At 71.6% G+C, this 17,813-nt stretch carries 13 protein-coding genes and 1 pseudogene; 9 read left to right on the top strand and 5 right to left on the bottom strand.

The features are described from left to right. Positions 1-47: 47 nt before the first annotated feature. Entirely contained in the window at positions 48-1,223 is a 1,176-nt protein-coding gene (locus AC069K_RS06885) for a glycosyltransferase (RefSeq protein WP_478612843.1), read from the bottom strand. A gap of 58 nt (positions 1,224-1,281) precedes the next feature. Between AC069K_RS06885 and AC069K_RS06880 the strand changes: the two genes are divergently transcribed. Continuing rightward, a complete protein-coding gene (locus AC069K_RS06880; RefSeq protein ID WP_365101436.1) occupies positions 1,282-2,067 on the top strand; it encodes a glutamate racemase in 786 nt (261 codons plus the stop codon). A 66-nt stretch (positions 2,068-2,133) separates the two neighbouring features. Further along, entirely contained in the window at positions 2,134-2,712 is a 579-nt protein-coding gene (locus AC069K_RS06875) for a hypothetical protein (protein ID WP_358832444.1), read from the top strand. Between the two features lie 244 nt (positions 2,713-2,956). Here AC069K_RS06875 and AC069K_RS06870 read toward each other — a convergent pair whose 3' ends face one another. Then, entirely contained in the window at positions 2,957-4,018 is a 1,062-nt protein-coding gene (locus AC069K_RS06870; protein WP_478612838.1) for an O-antigen ligase family protein, read from the bottom strand. 222 nt (positions 4,019-4,240) lie between these two features. Between AC069K_RS06870 and lnt the strand changes: the two genes are divergently transcribed. The 4 genes from lnt (at position 4,241) to AC069K_RS06850 (ending at position 9,271) form a co-directional block, all read left to right on the top strand. After that, complete coding sequence (lnt, locus tag AC069K_RS06865; RefSeq protein ID WP_478612835.1) at positions 4,241-5,875, top strand: apolipoprotein N-acyltransferase; 1,635 nt, start codon at positions 4,241-4,243, stop codon at positions 5,873-5,875. 10 nt (positions 5,876-5,885) lie between these two features. Further along, on the top strand, positions 5,886-6,365 hold the full coding sequence (locus AC069K_RS06860) for an NUDIX hydrolase (protein ID WP_478612832.1): 480 nt from the start codon (positions 5,886-5,888) through the stop codon (positions 6,363-6,365). 55 nt (positions 6,366-6,420) lie between these two features. Further along, complete coding sequence (locus tag AC069K_RS06855; RefSeq protein WP_478612829.1) at positions 6,421-7,224, top strand: 3-hydroxybutyrate dehydrogenase; 804 nt, start codon at positions 6,421-6,423, stop codon at positions 7,222-7,224. Between the two features lie 130 nt (positions 7,225-7,354). Beyond that, positions 7,355-9,271: a helix-turn-helix domain-containing protein gene (locus AC069K_RS06850; RefSeq protein ID WP_478612827.1), complete on the top strand. Its 1,917-nt coding sequence runs from the start codon at positions 7,355-7,357 to the stop codon at positions 9,269-9,271. Here the strand turns inward: AC069K_RS06850 and AC069K_RS06845 are convergent. From AC069K_RS06845 to AC069K_RS06835, 3 genes are all read right to left on the bottom strand, one after another. Further along, positions 9,261-10,628 (bottom strand): MFS transporter, encoded by a 1,368-nt coding sequence (locus AC069K_RS06845; RefSeq protein WP_478612825.1) that lies wholly within the window; start codon positions 10,626-10,628, stop codon positions 9,261-9,263. The two genes, AC069K_RS06850 and AC069K_RS06845, sit on opposite strands and share 11 nt — an antisense overlap. 290 nt (positions 10,629-10,918) lie before the next feature. Then, the gene (gene folB / locus AC069K_RS06840) at positions 10,919-11,293 is read right to left on the bottom strand and encodes a dihydroneopterin aldolase (protein WP_478612822.1); all 375 of its coding nucleotides are present in this window, start codon (positions 11,291-11,293) and stop codon (positions 10,919-10,921) included. Between the two features lie 67 nt (positions 11,294-11,360). After that, positions 11,361-12,380 (bottom strand): hypothetical protein, encoded by a 1,020-nt coding sequence (locus AC069K_RS06835; protein ID WP_478612819.1) that lies wholly within the window; start codon positions 12,378-12,380, stop codon positions 11,361-11,363. 217 nt (positions 12,381-12,597) lie between these two features. Here AC069K_RS06835 and AC069K_RS06830 point away from each other — a divergent pair, with 217 nt between their 5' ends. The 3 genes and pseudogenes from AC069K_RS06830 to AC069K_RS06820 all read left to right on the top strand — a co-directional run. Further along, positions 12,598-14,799, top strand: coding sequence for a tetratricopeptide repeat protein (locus AC069K_RS06830; RefSeq protein WP_478612816.1), 2,202 nt, complete (start codon positions 12,598-12,600; stop codon positions 14,797-14,799). Positions 14,800-14,956: 157 nt separating this feature from the next. Continuing rightward, the gene (locus AC069K_RS06825; RefSeq protein WP_478612813.1) at positions 14,957-16,405 is read left to right on the top strand and encodes a hypothetical protein; all 1,449 of its coding nucleotides are present in this window, start codon (positions 14,957-14,959) and stop codon (positions 16,403-16,405) included. A 227-nt stretch (positions 16,406-16,632) separates the two neighbouring features. Continuing rightward, a pseudogene (locus AC069K_RS06820) lies at positions 16,633-17,008 on the top strand (transporter); the annotation flags it as partial. Positions 17,009-17,813 lie beyond the last annotated feature (805 nt).

The following is a 17,813-nucleotide window of genomic DNA, read 5'->3' as shown; positions in this document are numbered from 1 at the left end:
CGCGTGGCGTACGCACCGGCGTGGGGCGGGCGCCCTGCCGCACCGGCTCACTGGTCCGGTGCGGCCTCCGGACGCGCATACGTGCGCCCCTTCCAGGCGGCCCCACGCCCCCGGTAGTGCTGGACGGCGGAGTCCACCGTCATCAGCAGGTACAGGAGCGCGGTGAACGGCAGCAGTGGCGCCAGGGCGAGCGGCTGGCGGTAGTAGCGCAGCATCGGTACGTACGTCCCGGCCATCACCAGCCACGCCAGGCCGCCCGCCCACGCCGCCACGGCGTCGCCCAGGATCAGCCCGGCGAGGAGCGCGACCGGGGGCACGAGGTAGACCAGCGCGAGCCCCGCGACGGTCCCGAGCAGCAGCGGCGGACTGTGCCGCAGCTGGGTGTAGGCGCTGCGCGAGATCATCCGCCACAGGTCGGAGAGGCGCGGATAGGCGCGCACGCTGTCGACGCGCTCCGCGAGCCCCAGCCAGATCCGGCCGCCCGAGCGGCTCACCGCGCGCGCCACCGACACGTCGTCGATGACCGCCTGGCGTACCGAGTCCGGGATGCCGGCCCGCTCGGCCGCGTCCGTACGCAGAAGGACACAGCCCCCGGCCGCCGCCGCCGTGCGCGCCCCGGGGCTGTTGACCCAGCGGAAGGGGTAGAGCTGCGCGAAGAAGTAGACGAAGGCCGGCACCACCAGCCGCTCCCAGCCGCTCGCCACCCGCAGCCGCGCCATCTGCGACACCAGGTCGAAGCCGCCCGAGCGGGCCGCGGCCACCAACTCCCGCAGGCTGTCCGGCTCATGGGCGATGTCGGCGTCGGTGAGCAGCAGGTACTCCGGCTCGCGCGCGCGGGCCAGCGCGATGCCCTGACGCAGCGCCCACAGCTTCCCCGTCCAGCCGGGGCCCGGCTCGCCCGGCTCGACCACGGTCAGCGGCAGCGCGCACTCCTCCCGCCCGGCGAGCGCCCGCGCCAGCTCACCCGTGCCGTCCGAACTCCCGTCGTCGACCAGGAAGACCTCCGCCTCGCCCGGATAGTCCTGCGTGAGCAGCGTGGGCAGGCTGTGCGGCAGCACCCCGGCCTCGTCCCTGGCCGGGACGACGACGGCGACGTACGGCCAGTCCGGCGGGGCGGACCGGGCGGGCAGCCGCTGGTCGGTGCGCCAGAAGAACCCCTGGCCGAGCAGCAGCCAGAGCCAGCAGACCAGGGACACCGCGGCGATCCATACGAGGGCGCTCATCCGCCGCAGTCTGCACCACCCGGGCCGGTGCGCGGGGGCGGTCGACTATGGTGACCGGGTGAAGATCGCGCTCATGGACTCCGGAATCGGCCTGCTGGCGGCGGCCGCCGCCGTGCGCCGGCTGCGGCCGGACGCCGACCTCGTCCTCTCCTCCGCCCCCGACAGCATGCCGTGGGGCCCGCGTACGCCCGAGGACGTCACCGCCCGCGCGCTCGGCGTGGCACGCGCCGCCGCCGAGCTGCGGCCGGACGTCCTGATCGTGGCCTGCAACACCGCCTCGGTGCACGCCCTTCCGGCCCTGCGCGCCGCGCTCGAACCGCGCATCCCGGTGATCGGGACCGTACCGGCGATCAAGCCGGCCGCGGCCCACGGCGGACCCGTCGCCATCTGGGCCACCCCGGCCACCACCGGCAGCCCCTACCAGCGCGGACTCATCCGCGAGTTCGCCGACGGCGTCGACGTCACCGAGGTCCCCTGCCCCGGACTCGCGGACGCGATCGAGCACGGCGACGAGGCCGCCATCGAGCTGGCCATCGCCGCCGCGGCCGAACGGACCCCCGAGGACGTAAGGGACGTCGTCCTGGGCTGCACCCATTACGAGCTGGTCGCCGAGCGGGTCCGCGAGGCCGTCCGCCGCCCCGGCCTCGCCGCCCCCGGCCTGTACGCCAGTGCCCCGGCCGTCGCCGCCCAGGCGCTGCGCAGGGCCGGAATCGAGGCCCTGCCGGGCGCCGCGCCCACCGGAGAGCTGACCGTGCTGCTCAACGGCCGCCCCGGCGCCCTCTCGGACACCGCCCTCGGCTACCCGGAGGGCCGCCTCCTTCAGAAGGTCACCGTCTCCGGCTGACCGTGACCCCGCTCACTGAGAGTGGCGTCACTGCCGGTTCCGGGGAATCTGAGTACTCTGCTAGGCATGAGGGACCTCCCCCCCGAGCCTCCGGCGCACGACCGCGGCGCGCCGGCGCTCTCCTCGCAACCGGCGATCTGGACCGGTCGGGCGACCAACCGGGTCCAGTGGCTGCTCGCCGCCGCCGGCGCCGCCTGTGTGGCGCTCGGCGTGGAGCTGGCCGTCGACTCCACCTGGACGTCCGGCATCGCCCCGCTCCTCATGTCCGTGATCGGCTGTGTCGCCGCCGGGCTCCTGGTCATCTACGGAACGCTCGCCTTCGTCCATGTGGCCGTGAAGGTGGACGACGACTGCCTGGAAGTGCGCTGCGGCCACATCGGCCTCCCGCGTCGCCGCATCTCGCTCGCCGAGGTGGTGGACGCGGACTTCGCGCCCCGCGTCACCCCGCGCCAGTGGGGCGGCTGGGGCTACCGGTGGCGCCCGGAGAAGGGCACCGCCGTCGTCGTACGCCGGGGCGAGGGCCTGGTGCTGCGCCTCGGGGACGGCCGCGTCTTCACGGTGACGGTGGACGACGCCGAGGCCGCGGTCCGCGTCATCCGCGCCCGTCTGCGCCTGCTCGCCACCACGAAGCACGCCGGGGCCTGACGCCCCGCCGGGCCGCGCGTTCTGGGACGTCTCTGTCCGTACGTACGGCGCCGATCCCCCCGTACGGACTACGCACCCGCATCCCTACGCATCACGCGCGCGCTCCTATCCGTACGGATACCGCTGACGCGCCCGTATCCGTACGCACGACGTACCCGAGACCGCCCCTACGCGCGCGTGCGCGACCAGGCCCGACTCGTTCGTTCGCGACAGCGCCCCACACCACCCGTCCCGCGTACGCCCTTCACCCGCCCGCGTGCACGACCTCGGCATCCCGCTCCGCCTCCTGCTGGCCGTCCCCGGGCGGCCGTGCGGTGGCCAGGCCCGCCAGCAGACCCGCGCCCATCGTCACCGGGGAGAAGCTCAGCGCGTTGCCGACGCAGGCGAAGGCGGCCAGGGCGGTGAGCGCCGCGCCCGCCGTGAGGACGACCGGGGTGGTGCGGGGCGAGCGCCACAGCGCGTAGAGGAGCCAGCCGTAGGTGGCCGCGAGCAGGCCGGTGCCCACCACGCCCTGCTCGGACGTCTGCTGGAGCAGGGCGGAGTGCGGCTTGCCGGCGGCGACGGGCGACTGCCGTGCCACCGGGCTCAGTCCGCCGAACCGGTCGGGGCCCGTGCCCCGCAGAGGGTGTTCCTCGGCCAGGTCCATCGCGTCCCGCCACAGCAGCACGCGCTCCGGGGTGAGCTGGCCCTCCAGGGAGACGGTGAGTCCGGCGGGCAGCACGTCCTCCGCCACCGCGACCGATCCCCCCGCCACCAGGGCGGCGACCGCCGCGAGCCCCGCGAGTCCCACCGCGCGGTGCCGCATCCGCGCCGCCGCCAGCGAGCACAGCAGGATGCCGAGGGCGGCCACGCAGCCCGCCGCCGAGCCGAGCGCCAGGGCCGTGCCCGCGCATCCGGCGGCGAGCAGCCGCAGGGCGAGGCGGGCCGCCGCCGTACGGGCCGCCCAGGCGCCGCAGCAGGCCGCGCCCGCGGCCAGGGCAGGGAGCGCCGCGGAGACGCCGATGTGGCCGGGGAGCGGATCGACCGTGGCGCCGGGAACGCCGTCCCGGGAGGCGTAGGCGAGGAGCAGGCCCGTGGTCGCGGCGCAGGCCGCCGTCGCCACCGGCACCAGGCTGCCGCTGATCCGGCCCAGCGCGTACCCGGCGGCGACCGCGAGCACCGCGAGCAGCACGCCCTCCGGCCGGGCCTCCCGCCCCGCCGCCGTGACCAGCGACCAGCCGGCGCAGGCACCGAGCACCAGGACGCCGACGAGATCCGGCGCGGCCCGGCGTCCGGGTGCGGCGGACCCGCCTGTTCGTGCGCTCATCCCCGCCCCCCGGCCGTCTACGGACTGCGCACACCGTAGTGGTGCCGGGCACGGTCCGGGTACAGATCGTGCGGAAACGTTCCGGTCCGGGGCGCGGTCCGAAGCCCCTACGCGCGCGTACGTACCGGTCGCCCGCACGTCGCCGGTCATCGTGCGCATAGGGACGGTTACTGTACGAACCGGTCCGACACAGGCACAGCCCGCGGCCGTAGACTCCGCCGGGTGAGCACGACCACCACCCCCACAGCCGAGCCAGAGCAGCTCGAACCGCAGCCCGCCCCCGCCTCGCGCGGCCGTCGGCTGCTGCACCGGCTCGTCCGGCCCGCCACGGCCGCGCTGTCCGGTGTGCTCCTGTACCTGAGCTTCCCGCCCCGGCCCCTGTGGTGGCTGGCGGTGCCCGCCTTCGCCCTCCTCGCCGCCTGTCTGCACGGGCGCGCCTGGAAGGCCGGATTCGGTCTGGGCTACCTCTTCGGTCTCGGTTTCCTGCTGCCGCTGCTCGTCTGGACGGGCGTGGAGGTCGGCCCCGGCCCCTGGCTGGCGCTCGCGGCCATCGAGGCGCTCGGGGTCGCCGCCGCGGGTGCCGGCATGGCGGTCGTCTCGCGGCTGCCCGCGGCGCCGGTGTGGGCCGCCGCCGTATGGATCGCCTCCGAGGCGGCACGCGCGCGCGTGCCGTTCGGCGGCTTCCCCTGGGGAAAACTCGCCTTCGGCCAGGCGGACGGGGTGTTCCTGCCGCTCGCCGCCCTGGGCGGCACGCCCGTCCTCGGCTTCGCCGTCGTCCTCTGCGGCTTCGGGCTGTACGCGTGCGTGCGCCAGGGGCTGCGCCTGCGCGCCACCGGCACCCTGCGCAGGGGAGCCGCGGCCGCCGCCCTGGCCGCCCTGCTCGCCCCGGTCGCCGCCGCGCTCGCCGCGACCGGGCTGGTCAGCGACGCGGCCGAGAACGGCACCGCCACGGTCGCCGTGATCCAGGGCAATGTGCCGCGCCTGGGCCTGGACTTCAACGAACAGCGCCGCGCGGTCCTCGACTACCACATCCGCGAGACCCTGCGCCTCGCGGACCGGGTGAAGGCGGGCAAGGCCGCCAAGCCCGACTTCGTGCTCTGGCCGGAGAACTCCTCGGACGTCGACCCGTACACCGACGCCCAGGCGTACACCGACATCGACCGGGCCGCCCGGGCGATCGGGGCGCCCATCTCGGTGGGCGCGGTCGTGGAGCGCCCCGACGGACGGCTCTTCAACGAGCAGGTGCTGTGGGACCCTAAGACCGGCCCCGGAGCCACCTACGACAAGCGGCAGATCCAGCCCTTCGGCGAGTACATCCCGCTGCGCGGCCTCATCAAGCAGTTCAGTCCGGGCTATGTCTCCATGGTCCGCCAGGACTTCAGCCGCGGCACCAGGGCCGGGGTGTTCGACATGGCGGGCACCGAGGTCGGCATCGCCACCTGCTACGAGGCGGCGTTCGACTGGGCCGTGCGCGACACCGTCACGCACGGCGCGCGGATCATCTCCGTACCGAGCAACAACGCCACCTTCGACCGCAGCGAGATGACCTACCAGCAGCTCGCCATGTCGCGGGTGCGGGCGGTCGAGCACAGCCGCACCGTCACCGTCCCGGTCACCAGCGGGGTCAGCGCGGTGATCATGCCGGACGGCGAAGTCGCCCAGAAGACGAAGATGTTCACCCCGGACTCGCTGGTGGCCACGGTGCCGCTGCGGTCGTCGCAGACCCCGGCGACCCGGCTCGGCACCGCCCCCGAGTGGACCCTGGTGGCGCTCGCCGCGGCAGGTCTCGGCTGGGCGGTCAGCCGGACCGTCCGCGCGCGCCGCGCCGCGGGGACCGATGTCGGTGGGGCTCGTTAGGGTCGAAGGCATGGCGACACCAGACTTCATCCGCGAGATCCGGGCCTCGGCCGGCCACCAACTGCTGTTCCTGCCCGGGGTCAGCGTGGTCGTCTTCGACGACGAGGGCCGGGTGCTGCTCGGCCGGCGCGTCGACACCGGCGGGTGGTCCATCATCGGCGGCATACCGGAACCGGGCGAACAGCCCGCCGAGACGGCCGTGCGCGAGGTGTACGAAGAGGCCGCCGTGCGGTGCGTGGTGGAGAAGGTCGTCCTGGTGGACGCGCTGCCCCCGGTCACCTACCCCAACGGCGACCGCTGCCAGTTCATGGACACCTGCTTCAGGGGCCGGGCGATCGGCGGCGAGGCGCGGGTCAACGACGACGAGTCCCTGGAGGTCGGCTGGTTCCCGGTCGACGCGCTGCCGGAGCTGGAGGAGTTCTCGCTCTTCCGGATCAAGCAGGCGATGACCGATGACCCCACATGGTTCGCGCCTACGACTGAGCGCTGAAGTATGGGTCGGGCCCACATGGGTGCTCGCAGTGACCCTGCCTAGGGTCGACAGCATGACCACGCCCACCACACCTGGTCCCGTCCCCGCGTCCATCGAGCTCGACCTGGGCGGCCGCACCGCCCTGGTCACCGGGGCCGCCGGCGGCATCGGCCGGGCCTGCGCGCTGCGCCTGGCGGCCGCCGGCGCCAAGGTGCGCGCCGTCGACCGGGACGCCGGCGGTCTCGACGCCCTGGCCGCGCAGGGCGCGGGCCTCGCCGGCTCGCTGGAGCCGCTGGCCCTGGACCTGACCGACCTCGAAGCCGCCGAGCAGGCCGCCACCGGCACCGACATCCTGGTGAACAACGCGGGACTGCAACTGGTGCGCCCCATCGAGCAGTTCCCGCCCGAGGTGTTCCACACCGTGCTCACGGTGATGCTGGAAGCGCCGTTCCGGCTGATCAGAGGGTCGCTGCCGCACATGTACGGGCAGGGCTGGGGACGGATCGTCAACATCTCCTCGGTGCACGGGCTGCGGGCCTCCGCCTACAAGTCGGCCTACGTCGCGGCCAAGCACGGCCTCGAAGGCCTCTCCAAGACCGCCGCCCTGGAGGGCGCCGCGCACGGCGTCACCTCCAACTGCGTCAGCCCCGGCTATGTCCGCACCCCGCTCGTCGAGCGGCAGATCAGCGACCAGGCGGCCGCGCACGGCATTCCCGAGGAGCGCGTCCTGGCCGAGGTACTGCTCAAGGACTCGGCGCTCAAACGGCTGGTCGAGCCATCCGAGGTCGCCGAGGCCGTCGCCTACCTCTGCACCCCGCAGGCCTCCTTCATCACCGGCACCTCGCTCGCCCTGGACGGCGGCTGGACCGCGCACTGAGGCCTCCCCGGCGCCCTCCGGCACCGTCCGCCGCCGCGCCACCACCGCACCTCCCCTCCTTGTCCGGCGCCTGCCAACAGTTGTCCACAGGGCTGGCGCGGCCGCCCGTACGGCAGGTATCCCTGTGAACATGTCCCACGATCACCCGCAGTCCACCGAGCACGCGGAAGCTCCCTACCTGGAGCTTCTGGCGCGCGGCGCGGCGGCCGAGGCGTATGACCGGCCCGCGCTGCTGGCCCGAGCCGACGGCGCGGGCCCCCAGGCGCTGGCCGCCCTGGAGTCCGCCCGGCAGCTCGCCCTGCGGGTCCGCGCCGACCTGGAGGGCAGACGGCGCAGGGAGGCCGAGCTCTCCGCGCTCTTCGAGACCGCCCACGACCTCGCGGGCCTGCGCGATCTGGACGCGGTGCTGCGCGCGATCGTGCAGCGCGCGCGGTCCCTGCTGGGCACGGAGGTCGCCTACCTGAGCCTCAACGACCCGGTGGCCGGCGACACGTACATGCGCGTCACCGAGGGGTCGGTGGCCGCCCGCTTCCAGCAGCTGCGGCTCGGCATGGGCGAAGGCCTCGGCGGCCTCGTCGCCCAGACGGCCCGGCCATACGTGACGTCGAGCTACTTCGACGACGAGCGCTTCCGGCACACCCGGACCATCGACACCGGCGTCCGCGACGAGGGCCTGGTCGCGATCCTCGGCGTGCCGCTGACGCTGGGCAGCAGCGTGATCGGCGTGCTCTTCGCCGCCGACCGGCACAGCCGCGTCTTCGCGCGCGAGGAGATCGCTCTGCTCGGCTCCTTCGCCGCGCACGCCGCCGTCGCCATCGACACCGCCAACCTGCTCGCCGAGACCCGCTCGGCGCTCGCCGAACTGGAGCGCGCCAACGAGATCATCCGCGACCACAGCGCGGTCCTGGAGCGCGCCTCGGAGGTCCACGACCGGCTCACCGAACTGGTGCTGCGCGGCGGCGGGGTGCACGACGTGGCGAGCGCGGTCTCCGAAGTCCTCGACGGCACGGTCGAGTTCGCCGACGCCGACTCGTCCGCCTTCGCCGCCCTGGAACTGACCGGCACGGACGGCCACGCGGTACGGAACGGAAGGGACTGGGTGGCCACGGTCGCTGCGGGCGGCGAGGTGCTGGGCGCGCTGGTGCTGCGCGGCCATCCAGGGCTCGACCCGGTGGACCGGCGCACTCTGGAGCGGGCGGCGATGGTCACCTCACTGCTGCTGCTCGCCCGGCGGTCGGCGGGCGAGGCCGAACAGCGGGTGCGCGGCGAGCTCCTGGACGACCTCCTGGACGCGCCCGGCCGCGACCCCCGGCTGCTGCGCGACCGGGCCGCCCGGCTGCGCGCCGACCTGGACGCGCCGCATGTCGTCCTCGCCGCCCGGATCGAGAGCCCCGAGGACGGCACGGCCGAGCGCCGCACCGCCGACCGCCAGCGCATGGGGTCGGCCGCCGCGCATCTGGCCGCGACCCGGCACGGCCTGGCCGCGACCCGCGACGGCGGGACCGTGCTGCTGCTCCCGCTCGGCCCGGCCGCCACCCCGGCCGAGGTCGCCCGGCAGGTGGCCAGGCAACTCGGCGGCGCGCTTCACGAGCGGGTCACCGTCGGCGCGTCGGCTCCCGTCGAGGCCCCGGCGGCCCGCCCCGGTGAGACAGCCGAGGCGTACGCGGAGGCGCGCCGCTGTCTGGAGGCGCTGCGGCTGCTCGGCCGCCCGGGCGAGGGCGCGGCAGCGCAGGACCTCGGCTTCCTCGGCCTGCTCCTCGCGGACACCCGGGACATCGAGGGCTTCGTCGACCGGACGCTCGGCACGGTCGTGGCGTACGACGCGCGGCGCGGCACCGACCTGGTGCGCACCCTCGACGCGTACTTCGCGAGCGGGATGAGCCCGGCGCGCACCAAGGACGACCTGCACGTCCATGTGAACACGGTGGCCCAGCGGCTGGAGCGGATAGGCAGGCTGCTCGGGCCGGACTGGCAGTGTCCGGCCCGAGCGCTGGAGATCCAGCTGGCGCTGCGGCTCCATCTGATGGCGTCGGCCGTCAGACGCTGACGGAGTCCCCGGCGGGCGTCTTGGCGTCCTCGTCCGCCAGGTCGCGGTGGCGCGTCTCCTGCGCGCAGATCAGCGCGATCACCGTGAGGAGGGCCGCCGCGATCACATAGAGCGCGATGGGGGTGGAGCTGTCGTAGTCCTTCAGGAGGGCGGTGGCGATCAGCGGGGCGGGCGCACCGGCCGCGACCGAGGCGAACTGGGCGCCGATGGAGGCCCCCGAGTAGCGCATCCGGGTCGCGAACATCTCGGTGAAGAACGCGGCCTGGGGTGCGTACATGGCCCCGTGGAAGAAGAGCCCGACGGTGACGGCGAGGACGAGGTTGCCGAAGTCGCCCGTGTCGATCAGCGAGAAGAAGGGGAACATCCAGGCACCGACACCCACCGCGCCGATCAGATAGACGGGTCGGCGCCCGACCCGGTCGGAGAGCGCGCCCCAGGCGGGGATCACCGCGAAGTGGACGGCGGAGGCGATCAGTACGGCGTTCAGCGCGGTCTGTTTGGCCATCCCCGCCGAGGTCGTCGCGTACACGAGGATGAACGCGGTGATCACGTAGTAGCTGATGTTCTCCGCCATACGCGCGCCCATCGCGACCAGCACGTCGCGCCAGTGGTCGCGCAGCACGGCGACGAGCGGCAGCTTCTCCGCCACACCGTCCGGCTCGGCGGCCCGCCGTGCCTCGGCGCGCTCCAACGCGGCCTTGAACAGCGGGGATTCATCGACCGAGAGCCGTATCCACAAACCGACGAGCACCAGCACCCCGGACAGCAGGAACGGCACCCGCCACCCCCAGGAGAGGAAGGCGTCGTCGGAGAGGAGCGCGGTGAGCGCGGAGAGCACCCCGGTGGCGAGCAACTGCCCGGCGGGCGCCCCGGTCTGCGGCCAGGAGGCCCAGAACCCGCGCCGCCGCGCGTCCCCGTGCTCCGACACCAGCAGGACGGCCCCGCCCCACTCCCCGCCGAGTGCGAACCCCTGCACCAGCCGCAGGGCGGTCAGCAGCACGGGAGCGGCGGAGCCGACGGTGGCGTGCGTCGGCAGCAGACCGATCGCGAAGGTCGCGCCGCCCATCATGAGCAGACTCAGCACGAGCAGCTTCTTCCGCCCGACCCGGTCCCCGAAGTGCCCGAAGACCAGGGCCCCCAGCGGCCGGGCGGCGAACCCGACGGCGTACGTCAGGAACGAGAGCAGTGTGCCGACGAGCGGGTCGGAACCGGGAAAGAACAGCTTGTTGAAGACGAGCGCGGCAGCCGACCCGTAGAGGAAGAAGTCGTACCACTCGATGGTCGTGCCGATGAGGCTGGCGGCGACGATGCGGGGGAGGTGGGAGGGGGCTGGGGGAGAGGTCGCGGGGGAGGACATCAGCACCACTTCCTGACGGTCTGCGGGGACGGTTGCGTGTCGCCATACCGTAGGAATGCGCAGGTCAGGGGCGTATGTGGTGGGGCACCATAGTTTTCGGGTCGGGTATGCGCGGCGCCGCTACGAGGGACCGGGTGCACGGCTGGGGGCAGCACGAACACGGGAGTGCGCGTCTGGCTAGGAGATGAGTCGGTGTCGGAATCCACTCAGGGGGTCCGCCGGGCACGCCACTACGGGCCGTCAGGCACCGTCGGTGGTCTGCCGCGCGTGATCCGGACGGCTGTGTCACCTCACACGTGATCCTCTTTCCCTGCTGGGGTTCGACGCTCGATGATGATGCCGGCCGTATAGCCGCCGCTGTACGGCCGTGGTTTGGCGAGCTCCAGCCGCAGTCGCCGTACAGGGAATTCGTCGAGGATCAGCTGAGCGGTCCGCTCGGCCAGCGTCTCGACCAGCTGGAAAGTGCTTGCGCCGATGAATTCCCTGAGGCGTTGTGAGACGGCGCTGTAGTCGAGCGCGTCGTGCAAGGCGTCGCTGGCGGCGCCCGGGGTGATGTCGGTATCCAGCTCAAGGTTGATCACCACTGTCTGCTTGACCTGCCGCTCCCACTCGGCGACGCCGATGAGGGTCGCGATCTCCAGGCCGCGGATGAAAACGGTGTCCATCGGAGGTTGCCTTTCTGCGCGTCGTACTTGTCGGGGCCGGTACTTGAGTCCAGATCCTGGTAGGTGTTCATTGCGAGGTGGAGCCGGAGAGCAACGCGTGCGCGGTGCGGTAGGCGTCGAGGAAGTGGTCGCGGCTGACCCAGGGCTTGGCGAGGGCGTAGCGACGCCAGTCCTGGTTGGAGTCGAGCAGTTGTTCTGCGCGGATGTGGAAGTAACGTTGCCGACACCACAACCCGTCGGCGCTGATGGCCCATTGCTCGTTCGGTAGCTCGATGAGCCGGCCTAGATCTTGCTGCTCCTGTCCCGTCCGGGCGGCGATGGCCGTACGGAGCGTCGTGACCAGCAAGCGCAGCAGCCCGTCGATGTTGCGCAGGGCAGCTACCACGGTGCCGCCGGAGGCCATGCCGGGCGTTGTTCCCCTCGGCCGCGCCGTGAGTCGGCGGGCGGCGGCGGACGCCTCCTCGTCCTGTGCCCAGACAGTCCTTGACACCGGTGTGCCGCCCCGTTCCTCCAGCGTCAGGTACAGGGCCTCGTCAGTGCCCCGGCCGGGTTGCGGCGAGTTCGGTGCGGTGGTCGGGCCCAAGTCCAGACGGAGCCACAGGTCGGAACCCGGCAGCCTGGTGCGCACCCCGCCGCCGTCCACGGCCTGCAGGCCGGCGGCTTCACGGAGCACGGCCGCCAAGCGTGCCATGGTGGGGGCCCGCTCGGCGTCACGGAGTAACATTTCCCGTCGCCTGTGGCGGTCGAGGAGGCCGTCCCTGCTGGTTTCACCAAGGGTGTCGAGCTGGGCCCGCGTAGCGCGCATCTGGACCTGGATGCCTGCTAAGTCGCTGGAGAGGGCGTCCTGGGTGCTCTGCAGTCGGCGTTCGAGCACCCGACCGAGGACGAGGAGGGGCGAGATGAGCACCAGCGAGCTGCCGAATTGCAGCAGCAGACCCGGTGTGTACTCGGCGCCCTGCATCAACCAGCCCCACACCACCAGCGCGAGGCCCCCCAGTGTGGCGAAGGAGAGCACGATGATGTCCTTCGGCGGCCGCAGGGTGCTCGTCCAGGGCCGCCCGGGCAGCCTTCCGCGATTGGTCACCATCCGCCTCCCCGTACGAAAAGGTGCTCCGTTGCGGATACCAACTGATAATCCCGCTACGATAGTTCAGAGTAACGGCTCGGGAGCGGAGCGTAGTCCGCTCCGGTCGAAATCAGGGGATCACCCCGTTCTCCCAGGCGTTGAACCTGGGCGGCCCGTGATGTCTTGAGGGGGAGCAGTGCACGGACTTACCGCGGATCCCGGATGCCGGGTCATCGGCATGCCGGTCGCCTACGGTCTGGAGACATTCAAGGACCGCTCGCAGGAACGGGCCGAGGTGACGTCCCGTCTCACCGACCCGCGGACGCGTCTAGTGACCATCATCGGACGACGGGGGATCGGTAAAAGCGCGCTGGCGGCCAAGGTAGCCGAGCAATTGGCCAGGGACCGGGGAGGACACGGGCGGGCATGGGCGGGCATCGTCAACGTCAGCAGCCGGACGTCCGGCATTTCCCTGGAGCGGATCTTTCATGACTGCGCCAGGCTGTCGGCACCGGAGGCGCAGGAGGTCCTGCTGGAGGTGTGGACCAGCCAGCGGAGCACACCCGACAAGTTGACACAACTGTTTGCCGCTCTCTCCCGTGGGCCCTATCTGATCCTGCTGGACAACTTCGAGGACCGGCTCGACGACCGGGGACAGCTGTGCGGCCAGGAGCTCACCGAGTTCTTCGACGCCTTCTTCAGAACGCAGCACGGCGCCAGGATCCTTATGACCACCCAGGTGCCCCTGGCGCTTCCCCCGGAGCTGCGCCGCTACCAGGCCCGTCTCTACCTCGACCAGGGGCTGCCGGTACCGGAAGCCGTCGAGCTGCTGCGCGAACTCGACGCGGATGGGGAGACGGACATCGTCCGCGCCTCTCGGCAGGATCTGGAAAGCGCTGTGCGCCGCGTCCACGGGGTTCCGCGGGCCCTGGAGCTGATCGCCGGCGCGCTGAGCGAGGACTACCTCACGCTGCCCACGCTCGACGAGGTACTTGACACATTCGTCGAGCGCGGCGATGTCATCGCCTATCTCGCCCAAGACCGGTTCCAGCGGCTGGACGCGGAGAGCCGGCTGGTCCTGGAGGCGCTCGCGGCGTTCGGTCGCCCGGCCTCGCGGGACGCCGTCTCATGGGTGCTTGCGCCCTTGGCGCCGGACGTCGATGTCCCGGCGGCGCTGGCTCGCCTCGCTTCGCACGGCCGTATGGTCACGGTCGACCGCGCCCGTCGCATGTTCGCGCTGCATCCGATGGACGCCGACTTCATCTACGGAGAGCTGCCATCCGACGGCTTGCTCGGCTGCCGTTCGCTCAACCGCCGTGTGGCCGACTGGTACGCCAGGCAGAAGCCACCCCGCGACCAGTGGCGATCTGTGGATGACGTGCAGCTGCACCGCTACGAGTTCGCTCATCGGATACGCGCCGAGGACTATGAACCGGCTGCCGCGGTCCTCGACGAGGTGGACTACTTCCTCACCTGGCGCGGCTCCGTGGGCGCGGCCAGAGACATGCACCAGCAGCTTTCCGGGCACCTCCACGACGATGAGACCAGGCTGGCCCACTTGGTCGGCTTCGGTCTGGTTCTGTTGTTCGGCGGCCCGCACCACCAGGCTGCCCAGGTCTTGAGAGAAGCCGCCGACCTCGCCGAACGTGTCGGCGACCAGCACCGCCTGGGGCAGGCGCTGTTCGCGTTGGGCGACACATATCGCCAGCTGAACCAGCTCGACGAGGCCATCGGCCGACTACGGCGCGCCGTCGAACTCGCCGACCGGCTCGGTGAGTCCGAGCAACTCCTGCGTGCGCTGATGAGCCTCAGCCTGTCCCATAGCTACCGGGGCGAGGTGCAAGAGGCGCTGGAGGTGGCCGACACCATGCGCGCCAGGGCGACGGAGCTCAGCGACGACCTGGGCTGCGCCCAGGCGAGCGACGCCTCAGCATGCGCGCACCTGGTATCCGGTGACTGGAACCAGGCCCTGACCATGGCCGGCGCGGCTATCGCACTCTATGAGGAAGCGGGAGTGACGGAGGCACTCGGGTACGTCCACAACGTCCGGGGTGTCGCGCTCATGGCGATGGGGGATGTGGAGCGCGCCGAGGCCGAGTTCCTCCAGGCGAACACCGATGGCGCCGCCGTGGGGTCGCCTCGCACCGAGGGCATCTGCCTGTACAACCTGTCCTGGGCCTACTGGACGGTCGGTCGCTACGCCGATGCCCTCGCGGCCACCCAGCGCTCGAAGGCGGCCTTCGAGCGCGCGGCGGTGACGGGCGGCGAGGTCGCCGACCAGTTGGTCCGCGCTGCGCGGGCCATGCTTGCCGGTGAATTGGGCGAGGTCGCGCGGTACCTTCGTGCCGCCGCCGACAAGTCCAAGGGGAACGCGGACTTCGTCCCTCCCGCTTGGTTGCTGGCGGAAGCGGAACGACTGGCAGCCACGGCCACTGACTGAGCCGGGCCGGGGCGCTACTGTCTCCTGGGGGAGCCAGGGGAAACGTTCCTCCCTGGCAGGCGTTCCCTCTACGGGCCTAAAGGACCGTGCGCCTGGCCGCTGGACCTAGCCGACACCGCATACCGTACGTCGCTTCGACTCGACTCGGAAGGTGCGCATGACGTCTACCGACTCCGGCCGGCCGCCCACCCCCGTCGGCCACCGTGACTTGCAGGACTGCGAAAGGGCCTTGGTGGAGGCCGCGTCACGCTACGGACAGGAGCCGGGCGAAGAGGTCGTACGCGCTTGCATCCGCATCCTCGAAGCCCTCGACTCAACGGCTCACGCCGACGCCGACGGCCTGCGTGTACGTGCCCTTCATGTCCTGCTGGCCGCGTCCGAATTGTGGTGGCGCCACGGCGATGGCGGCACCACCGTCAACGTCGAGCCATGGCCGACCGTACCAGTGCGCGTTCTCATCGCACACGCCCAGTCGGCGGCTTCACGTACAGCCGATCCGGCACTGCAGGCGATCGCCCGCCACATGGCGGGCCAGCACCTGGTCGTCACCCACAGCCTCGATGCCGCGCTCACCGCGTTCACCGAGGCAGTCGAATTCGCCCGTGCGGCGGGAGACACGTTCACCGAGATGGAAGCACTGACCGACCTCGGGCACTGCACCGTCGGCCGTGACATGAAGCTCGGCGTGGGCATGCTCGAACGGGCCGAGACCCTGGCCGCCCGATTGCCCCGCGCCTGCCTCCACCCCGAGCAGGCGCAACTCCTTCCCATGACGCTCGCCCGGCTCACTGGCCACATCGGTGTCGCCGCATTCGACCGCGGTGCCTTCGATACCGCCGAAATCCGACTCCGCGACTCCCTGGGACGGCTGTCGCCCGAGAACACCCCCAGTCCGTTCGCGACGATGACCAACTTTTTCGGCCAGCTGCTGATTTCGACGGGACGGTTCGAGGAAGCCGAATCGCTCCTGTCCGAGGCGGTCGACCGACTCGCGCCCCGGATGACCGCCAGCACCCACCAGGGGTACAACCTCGGACTGCTCGGCAAGCTGTACCTCGAATGGGACCGCCCCAGCCAAGCGGCATCCCCCCTCCTGATGGGCTGGGACCACCTCCGTGCCGCACCCCACGTCTCGCTCCTGCCATTGCTGAGGAACTACCTGGGCGAGCTTCTGATGCATCCCTCCTACTCCCTCCGGGACGTCGCCCGCGCCTGCGAGCTGTTCACCGAAACCGTCGAGGAGTGCCGCCGTACCGGTTTCCAGCGCAGCGAGATCGCTGCACTGATGCTGGGGGCGCGTGGCGCAATGCAACTCGGCGATCGGCAGTCGGCGCTCGGACTGAGCGGCCAAGCGGTGGAACGGCTCGCTGAGACGGGTGAGATGCCGGCGCTGCGCTCCGAGGAGGTGTATTTCACCCGCTACGAGATCCTCGTTTCAGCGGGCCGAAGGGAGCACGCCGACCCCTGGCTGGAACGGGCGCGGGCCATCTTGCTGGCCAAGGGGCGCACGATCACCGATCCGGACGCACGCGAAAACTTCTACTCCCGTGTCCCGATCAACCGGGCCATCCTGGCCGCGAATGGACAGCGGGGGCACACCCCCTGATGGCAAAGCGCCACATTGTCGCGAACCTGGTGCTCCTGATCAAGGAGGGAGCGGGGCAGACGGCGGGTGAGTTGCACTTGGTGGGATCGGGCGTACGCACGGGGGTCCGCGGTACGCAAGGGCCGGCTGTCTCGGTGTGACCGAGGCCGGACGTGATTCGCGGCAGACGGGCCACCGTCGAGGGAGATGGCCAGCGTGATCGTTGAGTAGCGTCACCAGCGGCACTCGTAGGCCTGGCGCGCTACCGCCCGTACGGCGCAGACCATATTGCGCTGGAGACGGCCGCTTCGGTCGCTCCCCGCGCTGCTGGCATGCACCGGCGGTGGTGGACGAGGTGCTGCTGGGGCTGGGCGGCGATGTCTCGGCGGTACAGCGCCAGCAGTACCGCGACTACCAGCGGCAGCGGAACTTCGCCTGCCCGCCCTGCGGCAGGCCAAGCTTCTGGTGTACCTCAAGGCTGACCCGGGCAACGATGAGCTCGTACCCGGCGACACGCGGGACGTGATGGGGCTGGGCCATCACGGCACCGGCGACCTGGAGTTCTCGCTGCTTACGGAGCGGGATGTGGAGCGGGCACAGGACCTGTTCCGCCTACCGTCGGCATGGGGTGCTCTGCTGCAGCGCGGTCGTGAGATCGACGGCAGGTTCGGGCCGAGCGGTTCGGCCGAACCGTGGGCGTCAGCCGCCTCCGCCTCCGCCGCTGGTGTTGTCCGGACCGAGGTCATACTCCCGGCTCTGGTTCGCGCCGGATCCCCAATGCTCGTAGCAGATGAGCCCCGCCCCGATGAGCAAGACGATCCCCGTAGCTATCAGCGATATCCATGCGCCGGCGTCCATGCTTGCGGATGTACCCACCGCAGTCAGTGCGAAGCCTCACCCCGGCCTCCATCGATCCGGAGCGGTTCGGGCGCTGTCAACTTGGCTGACGGAGAGGGCGCTTCGCAGCGCTCCTCCAGGGGATACGGTCGCCGTGCGTCTTCCCTTCGACACGGAGCCTTGTGGGGTCACCTGCTGGTGGACCGATGTCCCTTCCCTGCTGATGCCAACTCAGGGTGCCAGTTCCGCATGCCCTTGGCGTGTTGCCGTTCAGATGCCACCACGCCGGCAGAGTTGTCGACCGTCACGAGGCCATTGACGGAGGCATCCAGCGGTTTGGCTGCGAGGGCGGTCGCGCGTTCCCGCAGGACTTACTCGGTGACGGCGAGCGCTGAGTGCGGACGGTTGTAGCGGGCTTCGAGATCGGCGGAATCGGTAGCCCCTTACCGTCCTCCATCCGATTGTTTTCGGAAAGGCTGGCCGGTTCGGGCAAGTTGCCGGCCTGGCAATAGCCTCATCCGGAATATCTCGTTCAGATCTCCCCATGCCTGTTGCCGTGATGTACGCTACCCGTCACATCCAACGTCGGGCT

It is taken from the genome of Streptomyces sp. NPDC043908, assembly GCF_056435525.1.
This window is presented reverse-complemented; position numbering and strand designations above follow the sequence as displayed.